Raw genomic sequence first — 17,172 nt, forward strand, 5'->3', positions numbered from 1 at the left:
AAAGTGTCAAAAAGTAATGGGAAGGGTAGAGTACTTAAAACTTGAAAGAGGGTAATCTACTTGAAACCAAAATATACTTTAAGACAAATTTATGGTGATAATGCTGTATATACGCCAAGAACGCCGTATAGTGATAATCCGTGGATGATGGACGATCCTCATAAGCTGGATGCTTTAACCTCTAGAGAAGTAGCTATTGCTGATATCCCCGTATTAGTACACCGAGCCACACAAACAGAAAAAGCCCAGGAGCTTCATCAATTAGCAGGGTTACCTTGGATGGAACAGCCGTATAGCTATGACACACAGGAAGAATATCTGGCACAGATCCAATCTTGGTGTGAGGAAGGGAAGACAATTGTTTGTCAGTATATACATGACTTAGAGCATATGGATCGTCAATGCTATTGGATGGATGCCGAAAAGTTTAATGAGCTGAATACAAAAGCATATATCGATCATTTAATTGATAGTAAATTCATTCCAAGTCGTTTAAATGTAGAAACCTATAGACTCTCTGATGCCATAAAAAATTGGCAGCCACCTGTTGTACTAAAGCCTGGAGATGATTCCCCAACATCGGGAGGATATGGTGTCATCATTTGCCATAATAAAGAAGAGCTGACAGAAGGTATACGGCAATTTCGAATGACTGGCACTGAAAGTATCATTATTGAGGAACTTTTACAAACAAAGGACAATTATAGCTGCCAATTTATTTATTGTGAGGAGCTAGGTATTCAATACTTAGGAGCTTCACAGCAAATTACAGATGGCAACGGTATTTATGAAGGAAATATCATGGTAGATAAAGTACCTGAAAAAGTAATTGAGGCAGGAAAACATATAATGAAGCGTGGTGTGGAGGAAGGTTTTGTTGGTGTGGCAGGCTTTGATTTAATTGTGACAGAGGCTGGTGATGTCCAAGCCATCGACTTAAATTTCCGTCAGAATGGTTCTACCTCTATGCTGATGTTTCATCATGCTTTAGGAAAGCCCATTAATAAATTTGCTTCCTATGCTGCACAAGATCCACAACAGAATGATCACTTCTTTCAAACAATTAAGCAATGTATAGAACAGGAAGCATTATTTCCTTTATCTTTCTATGATGGGGATTACTTTGATGAGCCCGTTGCCTCTAGATTTATCGGCATATGGTACGCTGAAACTCTAGATGAGATTGAAAAGCTAGAGAAGGAATTATTATAGTAAAAAAGAATGGTCATTAATCGACCATTCTTTTTTTATAGATAACTGCTGCGAAAAACCAAGAAACAAGTGTCCATACAATGATTGCCAACATAGGAATGATCACATCTGGCATGGAATACGTACCTTCTATTGCCTCTGCTAAAAGTAACAATTGTGAGCTAGGCAACCATTCTGCTATTTTTAAGATTGGGTTGACAGAAGATAAAGCTAGGGCAAGAGGACCGAAAGAGAATATAAACATTACAGGTAACACAATAAAGGATGCCTCCATAATGGATTTAGCAAATAAACCACATATTGTACCTAGTGCAATATAAAACACAGCTGACAGTAATAATGCAATTACTATGATGAAAAAATTAGCAGGTTCATAGCCCGCTAGAATAATAGTCACAGCTTCAGCTATAATTGTAAGCATTAAAACAAACAAGCTTTTACCAATTAAAATATCACCAAGTGATGCTGGAGATAGCATGAGACTGCGAAGCGTGTTTTTTTCTTTTTCCTCTGCAATTAAGCAACATTGGACATATGTTGTCACTACAGCAAAGGCCATGTTGATTGATAGAAAATACGTATTAATAGTATTGGCACCGGATTGATTAAAAAAATAAGCCATAATTAGTGGCAAAAGCACCATCGTTGATACAGCATAGTTACGTGAAAATTCCTTATAATCCTTCACCAATATAGCTTGAATACGTGTCATTGAAAAATTCATACTAAATCACTCCCTGTTATTTGCATAAAAATATCACCCAATGTCGGCTCATTTGTATTAATTCTTGTAACTTCGTTGGAATGCATCCATTGATAAAGCTTCTCTGCATCTTGTGCACCGTTTTGTATAATCTCTTGCATGCCATTTTTGAGTTCAACTGTAATAGAATCAGAGCCAAATTCCTGTTTTAATTCCTTTGGTGCACCTATTGCTCGAATTTTTCCCTTATGAAGGAAGGCTACACGGTCACAAAGTATCTCTGCTTCGCTCATATCATGAGTGGTTAAAAAAATAGTTGTCCCCATATCATTTAATTTTCGTAAGCCATTATAAATATGCTGTGTATTGACAGGGTCTAAAGCAGAAGTAGGCTCATCTAAAAATAATAATTCAGGCTTATGCATAATAGCACGAGCAAGGGTAACACGTTGAATCATTCCTTTTGAAAGCTGACTGATTTTCTTTTTACGTTCCGCATATAAGTTTACAAAGTCTAAAGCCTCTTTTACAGCAGAGTGGGATAGCTGATATAAGTTACTATAAAATAATAAATTTTCTTCGATAGATAATCTTGTATACAAACCACTATTATCTGTTAAAATACCAAAACGTTTACGATTTTGACTTTGCTTCATTTCAGATGCTGGTTGCCCAAATAATAGGACATTACCAGCCGACTTATCTGTTTGGGCGGTTAATATTTTAATAGTAGTTGTTTTACCAGAGCCACTTGGACCAAGAAAGCCGAATATTTCCCCCTTCTGAATTGTAAAAGAAACATCTTGCAATGCTGTTTCTTTATTAAATGTTTTTTTCAAGTGCTGCACATCAATCACTGTGTTCATGTGTAAACCTCCTGTTTGTTGTTGATGACTACACTATAAGCAACAAACAAAAGGTACACAGTATAAATCGGGTGAAAGGCAGAAAAATGATCCTCAGAGAAACAATATTGAGGGTGACAGGAGTCGTTTATTTCCTGGGAAATCTACTAAATTCCGAGTATTTCCTTTAAATCTGCCAATTTATTTTTCGACAGTGGAACAACGACCTTTTCAGTGCTGTTGAGTGCTAGACTATAGCTGTTACGTGTCCATGTAATGATTTCACGAACCTTTTGCAGATTCACAATATAAGAACGATGGCTTCTAAAAAAGCCGAATGGTGTCAATTTTTGCTCTAGCTCATTGAGCGATAAAGTACATGGATATGCTTCTCCAGCCACATAGATAGAAACATCACCTTCAACACTTTCAATATAATCAATTTCGGGTGGATTGAATAAAATAATCTTATCATTTTTCTTTGTTGGGATTTTATCAATGCGAATTGGTGCAGATTCAATTTGCTGAGGTGATTGTTCTATTTCATCCTCTTTTACATCTAACGCATGCAAGCCAGCTCCGTCTAATCTATGTATAGCTGTACTCATAATCATTAAATCTTCTAGATTGGTCGATAATAAAATAATAGTTTTTTGCTGTTTTATTTGACTATTTAATAATTGTTGGATATTTTGTTTTGAAAATTCATCTATATTTTGAAAGGGCTCTTCTAAAATTTGAATAGGTGCTTGATGGAGATACGTATTCAATAACTTTAATCGCTGTTTTTCACTATGAGAAAACCGACTAATTCTAGTGTTTTTTTGTTCAGTAAGGCTAAAGAGCTTTAATAGATTCTCCGTTTCGTTCGTTGGACAGTTAAAAAGTTTCAATAAAAACTGGATATATTCACGAGCAGTAAGTCGCTCATATAATGCACTTTCACGAAAATGAGTATATGTATCATGTCGATTCATAAACCATTGCATTAATGTATGTATTTTTGAAATATCTGTATAGATGCCGATAATAGTGCCAGGTTGTAAAGAAAGCTGAAAGCTCGGATAAATAACATTGCCTGCTTCAATATAGGGTTCAACCTGAATATCAATATTTTGTTCCATGTTTATTCCTCCTGAAATTTTCTAGCTTGTAAAAAGCTTCGGATGTCATTGTGTGCCTGCAAGTAGATCCTTTGGCAATAATTAGAGTTAGAGGCGTCCATAAAACCATGTAAACCCTGATATTGTTTGGTCTGAACATTCGGTATGCGACCAAGTGCATTCTTTAATATTTGCACATCAAAACTACTTTCATAGCTAGGTAAAACGACCAAAGTTGGACATGCTGGTAGGATATCGAGGTATTGACGGATACGTGAACCATACACACAAATGACGCGGTGTAGGGGGAGTGTGGCTAATCGCCAAGCCAAAGTTGCACCTACGCTATAACCAATTAATACCACTTCATTATAATTTTGAGCTGCCTCCAGTATTTTTTGAGAAAGTAACTCTAGAGGGGCATCGAAGCCAACTGTCTGCATGTAAAATTCATATGCTTGCTTTTCTTGCTCATATGAAAAGGATAGACCATCAGAATAGAGCGAAATGCAGGAAACGGAAGTGTTTTCATCACTATATGTTTGGACTTGTTCTTTTATAAAATGATTAACTCCATATATTTCATGTAATATAAAAATTTTTCTCCTCATTATTGCCCTCTATTATCTTTTTCCAATAGTGTATCAAAAAGTAAGTATAACGTATATTTAACGTTAAAATGAACAGTGATAACCTCCTTCAAAAAGTACAAAGCTGGACATTCTGACGTTTATGGATAAAAAAACACAAATTTGTTCATCGAGTATTATATGTACTCAAAAAATTGAATTTGCTATCATCTTTTTGATAATGATTCTCATTATTTTGCTAGAAAATTAAAGGAGGACATACAATGAAGAAGCCGTGGATAATGGTGCTGTTCACTTTGTTACTATCAGTCTTGCTAGTAGCATGTAATAATGCCAAAGAGAAGGTAGCGAATCAAACCCAAAAAGAAAAAGAGGAAATGAAGGAAGAACCGTCCATTTATCCTCTAACATATACAGACGCTTTAGGGAAGGAAGTAATAATTGAGAAAGAGCCGAAACGTGTTATTTCTTTGATGCATGTATTATACCCAGATGTTCTATTAGCATTAGATACCAAGCCAATAGGTATAGCAAATGCTGATACTATGTTTAATTTATGGGAAGCCTATCAATCTTTTGTGGAAGAACAAACATTTACTGATATTGGGGATGTTAGAAGCCCAAGTCTTGAAAAAATACTAGAACTAAAACCAGATTTAATTTTGGCTGCTTCAGGTGTTCATGATCAGCTATATGACCAATTGTCAGCAATAGCACCTGTTGTATATTTAAATCAAAGAGCGATGTCTACTGATCAAGAGTTAGCTATAACAGAAATTTCAAAGGTATTGGGGAAAGAGGAACAAGGAAGGGCGCTGCTAGAAGAAGTAAGCAAAAAAATCACAGACGGCCGAGAAGCTTTGAAGAATTTTACAGCCAAAGGAGAAACTGTAGTCTTTACATCCGTAAATACGAAAGAAGGGTTTTGGATATATGGGAAAAATATTGCGCCAACGAATCCTGAACATGGTTTAGGAATTAAAGTTCCACAAAATTACCCAGAAGATATGACAAAGGAAGTAAGTATGGAGGGGATGTCAGTCTTAAACCCAGATCATCTATTTATTTTCCTTGATAAAAGTGGAATTACCATGAGTGAAGAGGAATTTTTAAAATCCTATGAAGAAAGCGCGGTATGGAAGAACATCAATGCAGTTAAAAATAAAAATATTTATATAGTCGATCGTTCTTTATTTGCACAGGATGCACCAATTGCAACTATGTATGGAATTGATATAGTAGTAGATTTGTTAAAAGATAAATAAATATGATTAAAATGAAATAGTATGCCTAGTGCATACTATTTCTTTAAGAATATTAAAAAATGGTGACAGAATATGTATTATTATCATGTTTTGTAATAATTTTATTTGATAATGATTATCATTATCGTATAATGGAATTAAGGAGGAAGTTCAAAGCAGTTTATACAATTAGAAATACACAGTAGGGCTGTCATGCAATGTTAGTCCAATTGTTGAGATAGGTAATGACAAATTGAAAGGTGTGTTAAGTATTGTTAGAACAAGAATTGTATGATGTAACAATCATTGGTGGTGGGCCCGCAGGTCTATATTCTAGTTTTTACTGTGGTTTACGAGAAATGAAAACGAAGCTAATTGAATCACAACCACAGCTAGGCGGTAAAATTCATGTTTACCCAGAGAAAATGATTTGGGATGTTGGGGGTGTAACGCCTATTTCAGGGGGACAACTAATTAAGCAATTAGTTGAGCAAGCCTTAACGTTTAACCCTTCTATTTATACAGATGAAAAAGTGTTGTCCATTGCCAAAAATGAAGATGGTATTTTTATGATCACTGCGGAGTCAGGAAATATTCATTATTCCAAAACGGTTATTGTCGCTATTGGCGGAGGTATCCTGAATCCTCAAAAAATTGAAATTGAAGGCGCTGAACGCTTTGAAGTTTCTAATTTAAATTACACAATTAAATCCTATGAAAAATTTAAGGATAAGGCAGTTATTATTTCTGGTGGTGGTAACACTGCTGTAGACTGGGCATTAGAGTTAATGGAAGTAGCTTCCAAAGTCTATTTAACATATCGAAAAGATACATTGTCTGCACATGAGGCTCAAATTACAGAGCTTACAAATAGTTCTATTGAATGCCATTTCAATTCTGAAATTACGAAACTGATTGCAGACGATCAAGCAGGAATGATTAAAGCTATTTCTTTAACTAATCATGAAACAGGCACTGTAACAGAGATTCCTATTGATGAAGTGGTCATCAGTCATGGATATGTACGTGATAAGGAGCTATTAGATAATAGTCCGTTAGCCATTGACCGTAAAAATGATTATTTTATAGCTGGTTCGATTAATAGTGAATCGTCCATTCCTGGCCTTTATGCAGCAGGTGATATTCTTCACCATGATGGTAAAATCCATTTAATTGCAGCTGCCTTCCACGATGCACTTCATGCAGTAAATAGTGCGAAGAAATATATTCAACCTGATGCTTCTGAGGGTGGTATCGTTTCCTCACATAATGATATTTTCAAACAACGTAATCGCAAGCTACTACAGGAAAGTTTAAAATAATCGATTTTAGGAGCACTGATGCATTGTTGGTGTTCCTTTCTTTTTGTCTTAATACTATGAAGTGAAGGAGAGCATTCAAAATGGATACACAAGAAATCATAGAGTTCTACACAACTGCTCCATTAACATTTTTGGATGTTATTACGGAGAAGATTTCCTCCGAAACGGTCGTTACGAATTACAAGACGATGACGAATGCAGCTGGTTTAATATTTCCTATCAATGGAGTTGCAGATGTTAAAATTGAAGGAAAAAATTACCGACTAGAAAAAGGGCAGATTATCCATGCGGGTCCAAACTTATCTATCCAACGAACAATTACAAGCGATACGAAATTCGAGTATGCTGTCATTCATTTTCAACTATCAGACGGAGAAAATTCAAAGTTTCCACTCTACAATCGTCATTTTGCCTTACAGGTAGGAGAGCAGCTAAAATTGATGAATTTGTTGCAGCAATTAATACAAAATTATATCATGGGTAGTCATTTATCATTTCTTCAATCGAAAGCTCTTTTTTTAAATATTTTAGAAGAAATCATTTTAGTCATTAAAATGAGGGATTATCAATATAAAAAAGAAAATATAACGTTAATTACGGAGTATATGCAAGAAAACTATACAAAGAATATGACTGTTATGGATATCGCGAATCATTTTAAAATGGAAAGAAGGAAACTGTCCTATCTATTTGAGAAAAAAATGGGTGTTAGCCCGAATGTTTATCTTACTGTTTTGCGTATTCAAAAATCTAAAGTATTATTGAGAACTTCTCATTTATCTGTTAAAGAAATTGCGGAAAAAGTGGGTTATACAGATTACTTTTATTTTAGCCGTGTATTTAAAAAAATAACAGGTTTATCGCCTAGCCAATTTCGTAAACATATAAACTAACAAACACCTAGTGAAAAATAACTTTCATTAGGTGTTTTTCATCTAAAAAGAACATATCTTTTCCTTTTTTGGACAACCTAAGCTAGAAAAAATGACATGAGGTGATGATCATGAAAATAGAAAGGTCGTCCGAGTGGGAAGAAGGCTTTAGCAATCGATTAAATCATCTTGAACAATGGCAGAGCTGGACATTATATAAGATGAACTATGATGTTGTGAAAAGGAAATTAATCCCTGATTTTACGGGATTACAAGCAACTAAGTATTTACCTCACTTAAAACCATTAGTACACCAGTTAGAAGCGGCTGAAACAGTTATTGAGCGCATGAATGGAAAAGCGATTTTAGCCGATGAAGTAGGTCTTGGTAAAACGATTGAAGCGGGCTTAATTTTAAAAGAATACCTTATTCGAGGCCTCGTTAAAAGGGCATTAATTTTAGCACCTGCTTCTCTCATTAATCAGTGGATTGAAGAGTTAAATTTAAAATTTCATATACCGGCCATCGCCTATAAGAAAAATTGTCCAATAGAGCGCTACGATGTCCTCATTATGAGTATGGATACGGCTAAAAAAAGTCCCCATAAAGAGCGCATTTATGAGCAGGATTACGACATGATTATTATTGATGAGGCACATAAATTAAAGAATAATAAAACACAAATTTATGAGTTCGTACAAGGGTTAAAGAAAAAGTTTTGCTTATTATTAACAGCCACACCTATTCAGAACGATGTGTTCGAACTGTATTATTTAATTTCCTTATTAAAGCCAGGGCATTTAGGGAATTACGATACATTCCAATCAGCCTTCTCTGCTAGTAAGCATCATTTAGAACATGATGATTATTTAAAAGAATTGGTCAATCAGGTAATGGTGAGAAATCGGCGAGAAGATACAGGGATTGAATGGACAAATCGCTGTGTTCAAATTGTACCGATTACATTTACAGAGGCAGAGAGGGAAGTTTACGATTTGCTTGGAGCCCTTGAAAATACAGGTTCCTTTTCATTAATTACTTTACAAAAGGAAATGTGTAGTAGCAAGGAAGCCACAGCATTAACACTAACGAATATGCTAGATGATCATGTGCAGCCACAAGAACTTGAAGCGATTTTAGCAAAGCTTATGGCCTTAGAAGTAAATTCAAAGGCGGAGAAAACGCTAGAAATCGTAAAACAAGCAGATGACAAGGTTATTATTTTTACAGAGTATCGGGCTACTCAAGTTTATTTACAATGGTATTTGCATACTAATGGCATAACGAGTGTCTTGTTTAATGGGAAGTTCAATAAAAGCAAACGAGATTATATGAAGCATCTCTTTAAAGAGAGAGCACAGGTACTCATCGCAACTGAGGCAGGAGGCGAAGGAATCAACCTTCAATTTTGTCATCATGTCATCAACTATGATCTACCATGGAATCCAATGAAGCTAGAGCAACGTATTGGTCGTGTCCATCGTTTGGGACAGGAGCATGACGTCCATATTTATAATCTTGCGATTGAAAATACCATTGAAGAAAAAATATTGGAGTTACTTCATACAAAAATTGATGTGTTCGAGAAAGTGGTTGGCGATTTAGATGCCATTTTAACAAACTTTAAAGAATCTGTATGAGGTAAGGAGGGGCAACCATGTATCCGCAACAAGTCCATCACTATTTAAAAGAATTTTTTAACGAGAATGACTGCGCTATTTTAGGTGAAGAGGATCATTATTTAACAGTTCAACTAACGGTGGATATTGATAAAAGGATTATGAATAGGCCATTTTATTGGCAGTATATTGAAGCGACTAATAGTGAGCCAAACCCAGCTCAAGTAACCTTCATAACAAATCAAACGTCAATAGCTGGTAACTTATTTGGAGAGGCCATTCATTACGGCTCACCACGTTTAAATCAGCTATTTGTAGCAACAAAAGAATTAGGAGCCTATGTTCAACTGTTTGAAAAGGTGGATAGTGCAATGGGTCAGGTCATCCTAACACCTTGGTTAGGTGTTAACTTTAAAGTTTCTTATTGCTGTGATCGTACAAAAGAAATGCTTTATTCATTTGGTATCAATTTATTGACAGGTGTGGTAAAGGAAGATTTTCATGAAACGATTTGTACCTCAGAATTCGACATGGAGCCCGCAGATAATGTATTTCATGTGCAATATATTATTAAGCCACTCCGAGCACTGGAACGACTACATGCAGCAGTTGAAGCCATCATTGAACAAGATGATCATTCATGGGCAATTGAAGCACAGAAACGTTGGCAACGAGATCAACGAGTCTTAGATTATTTTTATGAGGATGTGGAGGATAAACCTGAATGCTATGAAATTGAACGCAAAGCATTAGAGGAGCAATACGAATCTAAAATTAAAATTGAAATCATTAATGGGGGGGTATTTTATCTCTTTTAAATGTGGAGCTGTCCGGTATAAAGACAGCTCTTTTTTGCTTTAATCATCTTCAACCATTCTTTGAAGCTGCACCAATTTATTGTCTCAAAATAAATGAAAGTACTGAAGCCAATCTTCAATTTCCTTCAAACGCTCACTATGCAAAGTATAGATTTTTTCTCGACCCCTTTTTTCAGCAGAAATGAGCTCAGCTTGCTCTAATATTTTTAAATGCTTTACGACAGCAGTTCGACTAATAGCAAAGTGCTCAGAAATATTGGAAATAGGTCTATCACTTGCGGCAAGTAGCTGTAAAATATTCCTTCTTGTAGGATCAGCAATGGCTTGAAAAACATCATATTTTACGGCTGATTGAGTCATTAGGATTCGGCAATCTCTTTTAATTTATGCTGAATAAGTATTGTCCAGCCGTCATCCATTTTTGTCCGAATAGCTTCAGCAGCAGTATTCGCTTTAGGAATAATATGAGAAGCTTCCTTCCAGCCACCATGCGTTAACGTAAATTCTGTTTGATCGCCAACCTCTTTTAGCTCAAAAGTGACGAACCAGCCATCTTGATCCCAGGCAAAACGTAAAAAATGTGGTGCATCGACACGTTCTACTTTACAGGGTGAAGGACCAAACGGTGATTGAATAGTGAATTCATGTCCTTCGATTGGTTGAAAATCATTTGGCATAAACCATGAAGCAATTTTTTCAGCAGTTGCAACCGTCTCCCACACTTTTTCAATAGGGGCATTTAAAGTAATCATTTTGACAATATCCTGTAATTTTTCAGTCATGTATAGTTACTCCTTTATTGTTTGATGAAATGACACTTGGCTTTTACATAGATGGTACGAGCTTGCTCAAACCAAAAGCGTTTGCAGAATTGAGTGACATACAACCATAAGGTGTTATATATTCATAACACCTTATGGTTGTATGTCGCTGGAAAAAGATGATATTATTTTGTATCTTTCTGTAGGTCATTGCTTATGTTAAAATTATTTATAATTTTCTGACATAGAAAGGAGATGTATTATGGTTAACATATCCGTGTTCTTAGTTATGTGCATTTTACTCATTATTTTACCTGGTCCTGATACAGCGATTGCAACTAAGAATACCTTGACTGTAAGTAGAAAGGGAGGATTACAGACGATCTTAGGATCTTGTTGTGGTTTATTCATTCACACATGTGCAGCTGTAATTGGTCTTTCTGCTATTATTGTGAAATCTGCCTATGTATTCGCTGCTTTAAAGTACATTGGCGCAGTTTATTTATGTTATTTAGGTATCAAAACATTATGGACACTACGTACAATTCGCACACAATCACCTGTAGTGCAGGACGATGCAAATATGGATCACAAATATTCGCAACAGTCCTGCTTTAAACAAGGGTTTCTCACAAATGTGACTAATCCAAAGGTCGCTGTATTTTTCCTAACATTTTTACCTCAATTTGTAGACAGCACAAGCGGCACATTTTTTCCTTTTTTAATAATGGGTCTCATTTATACAGCATTAACAATGTTATGGTTTGTCTTCTATGTGTACCTATTAGATCGAATTAGCGCCTTTATGAAAAAGCCATCGACGAAGGCAATAATTGAAGGCGTAACGGGTGCTGTATTAATTGGATTCGGTATTAAACTGGCATTAGAAAAAGCCCACTAAGGTAGTGATGAACTGCTCCCTGTCTACTTGACAGGGAGCAGTTCACATTAAGTATTCTTTCAATTTGAGTGAATAGTCTCTGGATGAGCCTAAAGTTCTCCCCAGTAATCTTTATTATGCTCGTTATTACTTCATACTCAGAAAAGTCCTCAAGCTTTATAGATAGTCCTAATTAATTCCATTTATACTCTACAATATGGTGAGTTTCATCTTTACTTAGTTTCTCAAATTCGTGGGCAAATCCTATTCTTGAATAGAGCTGAGGATATCATTTGCGGTATAACACTTTTAAAGGATATTAGTTATATATGGTACCTTGCAATAAACAGTACTAGTTGTTATAATATAATTATCTACTTTATTTTTTATATAGGTACTGTTTATTAAAAGGTACTATATATTAAAGTATATAAACATTGAAGAGACGAGGTGAGTATACATTGAACGTGCAATTTAAAAAGGGCGTTCTAGAACTATGCGTGCTTGTACTGCTAGATAAGAAGGATCGATATGGATATGAACTCGTCCAGAAAATTTCTGACCAAATTGAAATATCGGAGGGTTCTGTTTATCCGTTATTAAGAAGGTTAACAAAAGAAGAATATTTTACAACCTATTTACAAGAATCCAGTGAAGGTCCTTCAAGAAAATATTATAGGCTTACAGATAAAGGCCGTAAATATTTACATGATTTAGTGGGCGAGTGGAAGGAATTTTCTGAGGGAGTTAATCAATTAATAAAGGAGGGAATCTCCCATGAGTAAAAAACAATTTTTATCAATCTTGGAAAAGTACTTACGGAAGCTCCCAAAAAACGAAATAGAGGAAATCTTACAAGATTATGAGGAATATTTTACGATTGGTGTAGAGGAAGGAAAAACAGAAAGTCAGATTGTAGAAGCCCTTGGCTCACCTAAACAGTTAGCTAAAGAATTAAATGCTGTTAATGCCATTTATATGGCCGAAGAGAATAAAAGCATTAAAAGTATGTATACGGCATTGATATCGATTATGGGATTAAGTGTAATTAATTGTATTATTATCCTAATGAGTCTGTTTGTACTGCTAATTCTTACACCATTTATATTAGCTTACATCATTGGAGTACCGATTATGATCCTATCTCCACTGATTTTAATTATAATGGGCTTTGTTAATGGATTTAGCACCATTGGAACAGGAGAAATTTTTGAATCCATAAAAGGGCTTATTATCGGTTCTATTTTAGCAGTCCTAGGATATTATATAGGGAAATCTTTCGTTAGACTATTTATTAAATACTTGAAATGGAATATGTCAATTGCAAGGGAGAAGAGATTATGATGAGAAGAATCCTTTTTAGCTGCTTCATTCTTTTTATATTAAGCGCATGTTCGCAGGAAGAAAATATTGACACGACAGAAGATGAAGTTCTTCTTACGCAGAACGTAGAGATTCCTAGTAAAATTTTTACTTCTGAAAAAGAAAATAGTGTAATTGACGAAGAAGAAATAAAAGTAAGCATCAAAACATACCTAGATAGCCATGAAGAATTAGATAAGGCTAGTTATCCATTTCAAGAGATGATGGATGAAGAAAAGGAATTAAACAAAAATGAATTAGAGAAGTTGGCCAAAATTACTAATCTTACAAAAGAAAATGATGAGAATTTTTCTAAGTATATCTTAAATAATACATTACCTGAAGGTTATCAAAAAGAGGCTGAAAGAATTAGCCAGTACATTACAGCTTACAATGAGATTTTTTATGAACTAGATGAAATCCTTAGTAATTTTACAGAGGACGTAAATAAAGGAGTATTTTCAAAAATAAACATTGAATCAATCATTAACAAAAGTGATGTGGTGAATGGAAGGGAACAGAAAAAAATAGAAGAATTTCTTGATAAGAAAAATATTGATACTAAAGCATTTGGACGGAAACATAACATAAAGTAAAAGTATGCCAAAACAATACAATTGACGTGCTTCGAATTGATTTAAATTTTATGAATATGTAGTAGGGAATCGCTGTTTTTTGATAAGAAGCACCTGTTTGTTTCATAAAGTGTTATTCATCATTAACCAATTTTTCGTTGTAAGCCTTTACCCACTGTTTAATAGGCGATGGAATACCATATTTTTGTGCTAATAATAAGTATCTCAGGTACCCATTTAAATATTCTTGAACAGTTTTCAATTTAAATTCATCACTATATTTTGTCATAGAAAAACACCCCAAAAAGTTTGAATTGCTCCCTGTCAAGTAGACAGGGGAAATAATAAAAATGCTTTATGCGGCTTGAACCCTGGAATTCCAAGGGGCTCAAGCCATTTAATTTTTCTTGATAGCGCTCTGAATTATAAAACAAAATGTATCCTAACATCGCTTCTTTTAGCGCTTCATATGTATCATATTTATTTAACTAGTATTTTTCGCATTTGAGCATACCCCAAAAAGCCTCGGTTGGTCCGTTATATCCAAAAAAGAAGTAATTATTTTACCAATCTTTGATCGTTCTAGAATCAACTTTATACAATTCAGCCACCTCATTAAGAGTGAATTGGCTATTTTCATAAAAATTTAGAATCTCTAATTTTTCTTCTTTTGAAAAGCTATAGTTTCGCATAAATAATCTCCCCAATAGGCAAACAGATTTTATTTTTTAAACTGTCTACTTATTGGAGAGCATATCAAGCTTTTGGGGTGCAGCACCAAATGTTGGGCTTTTTTTATTGTTCCTTTATACAGCAGAGGAATAAACGAATTGGAGGAGAATTTATTACTAAAAGGAATTCTACATATCATTTCATAATAAATATGAATAAATGAGGAAGATGTTTATGGAATTACGGGATTTAAAAGCATTTATGGCTGTGGTTGAACATGGAAGTTTTACAAAGGCTGCAAATGATTCCTTTGTATCTCAGCCTTCATTAAGCAAAAGCATCAAGAAATTAGAAGAAACATTACAAGTTGAATTGTTGAACAGGTCTACACGCAATGTAGAGCTAACAGACGCAGGGAGCATTGTCTTTCAACAGGGACAAAAAATATTGCACGGTGTTCAAGAGCTGCATATTTTACTGGATGATTTATTGAATATTAAAACAGGCGCTATCAAATTAGGGATTCCACCTCTAATTGGCACATTATTTTTTCCTGAAATCGCTAGGAAATTTCATCAACTATACCCAGAGGTGCGTTTAGAGCTTGTCGAACGAGGCGCGAAAATGGTAGAAATGCTAGTTGAAAATGGTGATGTTGATATGGGCATTGTTGTATTACCAGCAGATGAAAGGAAATTTTCCGTTCAGCCATTTGTAGAGGATCAATTTTTTGTATTTATGAATGAATCCCATCCATTGGCAAAGGAGGATTCTATAGCTTTGAAGGATTTAAAAAACGAAACGTTTATTATCTTTGTAGAGGAGTTCACGCTCCATGACTATATTATTAAATCATGTGAAAGTGTCGGCTTTACACCGATAGTCGGCTATAAAAGTTCACAATGGGATTTGATTTTGGAATTAGTATCCTCCAATCTGGGTGTTACACTGTTACCCTTCTCAATTGCCGCGAAGCAAACAAATGCCAATGTGAGAACGATCCCATTACATCAATTTCATATGCCATGGCGTTTAGGGATTATTACGAAGAAAAATACGTATCAATCTTATGCATTAAAGCAGTTACTCAAAACGATTGGTAGAAATACTGAAAATAGATTTATTCCAATGAGGAATAAATAGTATTCGATTTAATTCCTTTACTTGTAAAATAGCAATGATGTAGAATTTTTCTTAATAAGCGAGCAATTATAGGGGGTTTCGAGATGGGGAATGGGAAAGTATGGAGTTCGTTTGAGGAAGCTGTTGCGGATATTAGAGATGGAGACACATTAGCTGTAGGAGGCTTTGGGCTCTGTGGTATACCGGAAAAATCGATTGCAGCGCTAGTACAGCAGGGCACAAAGGATTTAACGGTTGTCAGTAATAACTGCGGTGTAGATGATTGGGGTTTAGGTCTACTCTTAGCGAATAAGCAGATAAAAAAAATGGTGGCTTCCTATGTAGGAGAAAATAAAATTTTTGAACAACAATTTTTAAGTGGCGAGCTAGAAGTGGAATTATCGCCCCAGGGAACACTTGCGGAGCGACTACGTGCAGGTGGCGCAGGAATTCCAGGATTTTATACTGCGACAGGTGTTGGAACGCCAATTGCGGAAGGAAAAGAAGTAAAGGTTTTTGATGGGAAGGAATTTATTCTGGAAGAAGGCATTGTGGCTGATTTTGCCCTTGTCAAAGCATGGAAAGCAGATAAGCAAGGAAATTTAGTCTACAGAAAAACATCACGTAATTTTAATCCATTGGCTGCTATGGCAGGGAAAATTACGATTGCTGAGGTTGAAGAAATTGTGGAAGTGGGCGAGCTAGATCCAGATCACATTCACACACCAGGTGTTTTTGTACAACGTGTATTAGTAGGTGAAAATTATGAGAAGCGTATCGAGCGTTTAACGGTGAAAAAGGGGGAAGCGTAATGGATACAAGACAAAAAATGGTTAACAGAGCAGTAAAGGAAATAGCAAATGGGATGAATGTTAATCTAGGTATAGGCATCCCAACACTTGTTGCCAATGTGATCCCAGCCGATTATGACGTGCTGTTACAATCTGAAAATGGCCTTCTCGGTATTGGACCTTACCCAGTAGAGGAAGCCGTTGACCCTGATTTAATTAATGCGGGGAAGGAAACGGTTACTGCAGTTCCAGGAGCATCCTTCTTTGACAGTGCAGAATCATTTGCAATGATTAGAGGCGGTCATATTGACCTTGCCATTTTAGGTGGCATGGAGGTATCTGAAACAGGAGACCTTGCGAACTGGATGATTCCAGGGAAAATGGTAAAGGGAATGGGTGGCGCTATGGACCTTGTTGTAGGAGCTAAAAGAGTGATCGTCGTAATGGAGCATGTAAATAAAAACGGTGAATCTAAAATTAAAAAGCAATGTGAGCTCCCCTTAACAGGTAAAGGAGTAGTACATCGCTTAATTACAGACTTAGCTGTTTTTGATTTTACTAAAGATGGCATGCAACTGATAGAGTTAGCAGAAGGTGTTACATTGGAGGAAGTAAAAGAGAAGACTGCTGCTTCGTTTAGCGTTGCTTTAGCATAATAACTTCAGACCTAGGACTGTTTCC

The 17,172-nt window shown here is 35.5% G+C and carries 20 protein-coding genes and 1 pseudogene; 13 read left to right on the forward strand and 8 right to left on the reverse strand.

Annotated elements, in window-relative coordinates; genetic code table 11:
• Window positions 1–60 precede the first annotated feature (60 nt).
• Window positions 61–1,212 (forward strand): ATP-grasp domain-containing protein, encoded by a 1,152-nt coding sequence (locus V6670_RS01560; protein ID WP_338652300.1) that lies wholly within the window; start codon window positions 61–63, stop codon window positions 1,210–1,212.
• Window positions 1,213–1,228: 16 nt separating this feature from the next.
• Here V6670_RS01560 and V6670_RS01565 read toward each other — a convergent pair whose 3' ends face one another.
• The 4 genes from V6670_RS01565 to V6670_RS01580 form a co-directional block, all read right to left on the reverse strand.
• Window positions 1,229–1,924 (reverse strand): ABC transporter permease, encoded by a 696-nt coding sequence (locus V6670_RS01565; RefSeq protein ID WP_338652301.1) that lies wholly within the window; start codon window positions 1,922–1,924, stop codon window positions 1,229–1,231.
• An 8-nt stretch (window positions 1,925–1,932) separates the two neighbouring features.
• Window positions 1,933–2,781 carry an ABC transporter ATP-binding protein gene (locus V6670_RS01570; RefSeq protein WP_338652302.1) on the reverse strand — a complete coding sequence of 283 codons (849 nt, stop codon included), beginning with the start codon at window positions 2,779–2,781 and terminating at the stop codon, window positions 1,933–1,935.
• A gap of 146 nt (window positions 2,782–2,927) precedes the next feature.
• Window positions 2,928–3,884 carry a LytTR family transcriptional regulator DNA-binding domain-containing protein gene (locus tag V6670_RS01575; protein ID WP_338652303.1) on the reverse strand — a complete coding sequence of 319 codons (957 nt, stop codon included), beginning with the start codon at window positions 3,882–3,884 and terminating at the stop codon, window positions 2,928–2,930.
• 2 nt (window positions 3,885–3,886) lie between these two features.
• On the reverse strand, window positions 3,887–4,474 hold the full coding sequence (locus tag V6670_RS01580) for a dienelactone hydrolase family protein (RefSeq protein WP_338652304.1): 588 nt from the start codon (window positions 4,472–4,474) through the stop codon (window positions 3,887–3,889).
• Window positions 4,475–4,716: 242 nt separating this feature from the next.
• Between V6670_RS01580 and V6670_RS01585 the strand changes: the two genes are divergently transcribed.
• The 5 genes from V6670_RS01585 to V6670_RS01605 all read left to right on the forward strand — a co-directional run bounded on the left by V6670_RS01585 (window position 4,717) and on the right by V6670_RS01605 (window position 10,328).
• The gene (locus V6670_RS01585) at window positions 4,717–5,718 is read left to right on the forward strand and encodes an iron-siderophore ABC transporter substrate-binding protein (RefSeq protein ID WP_338652305.1); all 1,002 of its coding nucleotides are present in this window, start codon (window positions 4,717–4,719) and stop codon (window positions 5,716–5,718) included.
• Window positions 5,719–5,969: 251 nt separating this feature from the next.
• Entirely contained in the window at window positions 5,970–7,019 is a 1,050-nt protein-coding gene (locus V6670_RS01590; protein WP_338652306.1) for an NAD(P)/FAD-dependent oxidoreductase, read from the forward strand.
• 80 nt (window positions 7,020–7,099) lie between these two features.
• On the forward strand, window positions 7,100–7,912 hold the full coding sequence (locus V6670_RS01595) for an AraC family transcriptional regulator (protein ID WP_338652307.1): 813 nt from the start codon (window positions 7,100–7,102) through the stop codon (window positions 7,910–7,912).
• A 104-nt stretch (window positions 7,913–8,016) separates the two neighbouring features.
• Entirely contained in the window at window positions 8,017–9,531 is a 1,515-nt protein-coding gene (locus tag V6670_RS01600) for an SNF2-related protein (protein ID WP_338654431.1), read from the forward strand.
• Window positions 9,532–9,548: 17 nt separating this feature from the next.
• A complete protein-coding gene (locus tag V6670_RS01605) occupies window positions 9,549–10,328 on the forward strand; it encodes a YqhG family protein (RefSeq protein WP_036117946.1) in 780 nt (259 codons plus the stop codon).
• An 84-nt stretch (window positions 10,329–10,412) separates the two neighbouring features.
• Here the strand turns inward: V6670_RS01605 and V6670_RS01610 are convergent, their stop codons facing one another.
• Together V6670_RS01610 and V6670_RS01615 are read right to left on the reverse strand one after the other, a co-directional pair.
• Complete coding sequence (locus V6670_RS01610; protein ID WP_338652308.1) at window positions 10,413–10,688, reverse strand: metalloregulator ArsR/SmtB family transcription factor; 276 nt, start codon at window positions 10,686–10,688, stop codon at window positions 10,413–10,415.
• Window positions 10,688–11,110, reverse strand: a complete 423-nt coding sequence (locus tag V6670_RS01615; protein WP_338652309.1) for an SRPBCC domain-containing protein — start codon at window positions 11,108–11,110, stop codon at window positions 10,688–10,690. The genes V6670_RS01610 and V6670_RS01615 overlap by 1 nt, the downstream gene beginning before the upstream one ends.
• Window positions 11,111–11,351: 241 nt before the next feature.
• Between V6670_RS01615 and V6670_RS01620 the strand changes: the two genes are divergently transcribed.
• The gene (locus V6670_RS01620; RefSeq protein WP_141905193.1) at window positions 11,352–11,990 is read left to right on the forward strand and encodes a LysE family translocator; all 639 of its coding nucleotides are present in this window, start codon (window positions 11,352–11,354) and stop codon (window positions 11,988–11,990) included.
• Here the strand turns inward: V6670_RS01620 and V6670_RS01625 are convergent.
• Window positions 11,962–12,258 (reverse strand): annotated as a pseudogene (locus tag V6670_RS01625) (hypothetical protein); the annotation flags it as partial. The gene V6670_RS01620 and the pseudogene V6670_RS01625 sit on opposite strands and share 29 nt — an antisense overlap.
• Before the next feature lie 172 nt (window positions 12,259–12,430).
• On the opposite strand from V6670_RS01625, the gene V6670_RS01630 reads away from it, so the two are divergent.
• Genes V6670_RS01630 through V6670_RS01640 form a run of 3 tightly spaced genes read left to right on the forward strand, consistent with a single transcriptional unit; the run spans window position 12,431 to window position 13,927 of the window.
• Window positions 12,431–12,754, forward strand: coding sequence for a PadR family transcriptional regulator (locus tag V6670_RS01630; protein ID WP_141905192.1), 324 nt, complete (start codon window positions 12,431–12,433; stop codon window positions 12,752–12,754).
• Window positions 12,747–13,313: a DUF1700 domain-containing protein gene (locus tag V6670_RS01635; protein WP_141905191.1), complete on the forward strand. Its 567-nt coding sequence runs from the start codon at window positions 12,747–12,749 to the stop codon at window positions 13,311–13,313. Before V6670_RS01630 ends, V6670_RS01635 begins: the two co-directional genes overlap by 8 nt.
• Complete coding sequence (locus V6670_RS01640; protein ID WP_338652310.1) at window positions 13,310–13,927, forward strand: NDxxF motif lipoprotein; 618 nt, start codon at window positions 13,310–13,312, stop codon at window positions 13,925–13,927. Before V6670_RS01635 ends, V6670_RS01640 begins: the two co-directional genes overlap by 4 nt.
• A 112-nt stretch (window positions 13,928–14,039) precedes the next feature.
• On the opposite strand, the gene V6670_RS01645 is transcribed toward V6670_RS01640, so the two are convergent.
• Window positions 14,040–14,195 carry a transposase gene (locus V6670_RS01645; protein ID WP_338652311.1) on the reverse strand — a complete coding sequence of 52 codons (156 nt, stop codon included), beginning with the start codon at window positions 14,193–14,195 and terminating at the stop codon, window positions 14,040–14,042.
• A gap of 617 nt (window positions 14,196–14,812) precedes the next feature.
• Here V6670_RS01645 and V6670_RS01650 point away from each other — a divergent pair.
• The 3 genes from V6670_RS01650 (at window position 14,813) to V6670_RS01660 (ending at window position 17,147) form a co-directional block, all read left to right on the forward strand.
• On the forward strand, window positions 14,813–15,721 hold the full coding sequence (locus V6670_RS01650) for a LysR substrate-binding domain-containing protein (RefSeq protein WP_338652312.1): 909 nt from the start codon (window positions 14,813–14,815) through the stop codon (window positions 15,719–15,721).
• 83 nt (window positions 15,722–15,804) lie between these two features.
• Entirely contained in the window at window positions 15,805–16,512 is a 708-nt protein-coding gene (locus tag V6670_RS01655; RefSeq protein ID WP_058843972.1) for a CoA transferase subunit A, read from the forward strand.
• Complete coding sequence (locus V6670_RS01660) at window positions 16,512–17,147, forward strand: 3-oxoacid CoA-transferase subunit B (protein WP_036117929.1); 636 nt, start codon at window positions 16,512–16,514, stop codon at window positions 17,145–17,147. The genes V6670_RS01655 and V6670_RS01660 overlap by 1 nt, the downstream gene beginning before the upstream one ends.
• The last annotated feature ends 25 nt before the right edge of the window (window positions 17,148–17,172 follow it).

Source organism: Lysinibacillus sp. Y5S-8, assembly GCF_036894365.1.
GTDB classification, from domain to species: Bacteria; Bacillota; Bacilli; order Bacillales_A; family Planococcaceae; genus Lysinibacillus; species Lysinibacillus fusiformis_D.

Excerpts from the sequence above, each read along its gene's own strand:
- V6670_RS01650 (WP_338652312.1), top strand. The coding sequence starts at position 14,813 with ATGGAATTACGGGATTTAAAAGCATTTATGGCTGTGGTTGAACATGGA.
- V6670_RS01645 (WP_338652311.1), bottom strand. The coding sequence starts at position 14,195 with ATGACAAAATATAGTGATGAATTTAAATTGAAAACTGTTCAAGAATAT.
- V6670_RS01565 (WP_338652301.1), bottom strand. The coding sequence starts at position 1,924 with ATGACACGTATTCAAGCTATATTGGTGAAGGATTATAAGGAATTTTCA.
- V6670_RS01660 (WP_036117929.1), top strand. The coding sequence starts at position 16,512 with ATGGATACAAGACAAAAAATGGTTAACAGAGCAGTAAAGGAAATAGCA.
- V6670_RS01600 (WP_338654431.1), top strand. The coding sequence starts at position 8,017 with ATGATCATGAAAATAGAAAGGTCGTCCGAGTGGGAAGAAGGCTTTAGC.
- V6670_RS01585 (WP_338652305.1), top strand. The coding sequence starts at position 4,717 with ATGAAGAAGCCGTGGATAATGGTGCTGTTCACTTTGTTACTATCAGTC.
- V6670_RS01635 (WP_141905191.1), top strand. The coding sequence starts at position 12,747 with ATGAGTAAAAAACAATTTTTATCAATCTTGGAAAAGTACTTACGGAAG.
- V6670_RS01655 (WP_058843972.1), top strand. The coding sequence starts at position 15,805 with ATGGGGAATGGGAAAGTATGGAGTTCGTTTGAGGAAGCTGTTGCGGAT.
- V6670_RS01570 (WP_338652302.1), bottom strand. The coding sequence starts at position 2,781 with ATGAACACAGTGATTGATGTGCAGCACTTGAAAAAAACATTTAATAAA.
- V6670_RS01610 (WP_338652308.1), bottom strand. The coding sequence starts at position 10,688 with ATGACTCAATCAGCCGTAAAATATGATGTTTTTCAAGCCATTGCTGAT.
- V6670_RS01615 (WP_338652309.1), bottom strand. The coding sequence starts at position 11,110 with ATGACTGAAAAATTACAGGATATTGTCAAAATGATTACTTTAAATGCC.
- V6670_RS01620 (WP_141905193.1), top strand. The coding sequence starts at position 11,352 with ATGGTTAACATATCCGTGTTCTTAGTTATGTGCATTTTACTCATTATT.
- V6670_RS01580 (WP_338652304.1), bottom strand. The coding sequence starts at position 4,474 with ATGAGGAGAAAAATTTTTATATTACATGAAATATATGGAGTTAATCAT.
- V6670_RS01640 (WP_338652310.1), top strand. The coding sequence starts at position 13,310 with ATGATGAGAAGAATCCTTTTTAGCTGCTTCATTCTTTTTATATTAAGC.
- V6670_RS01575 (WP_338652303.1), bottom strand. The coding sequence starts at position 3,884 with ATGGAACAAAATATTGATATTCAGGTTGAACCCTATATTGAAGCAGGC.
- V6670_RS01605 (WP_036117946.1), top strand. The coding sequence starts at position 9,549 with ATGTATCCGCAACAAGTCCATCACTATTTAAAAGAATTTTTTAACGAG.
- V6670_RS01595 (WP_338652307.1), top strand. The coding sequence starts at position 7,100 with ATGGATACACAAGAAATCATAGAGTTCTACACAACTGCTCCATTAACA.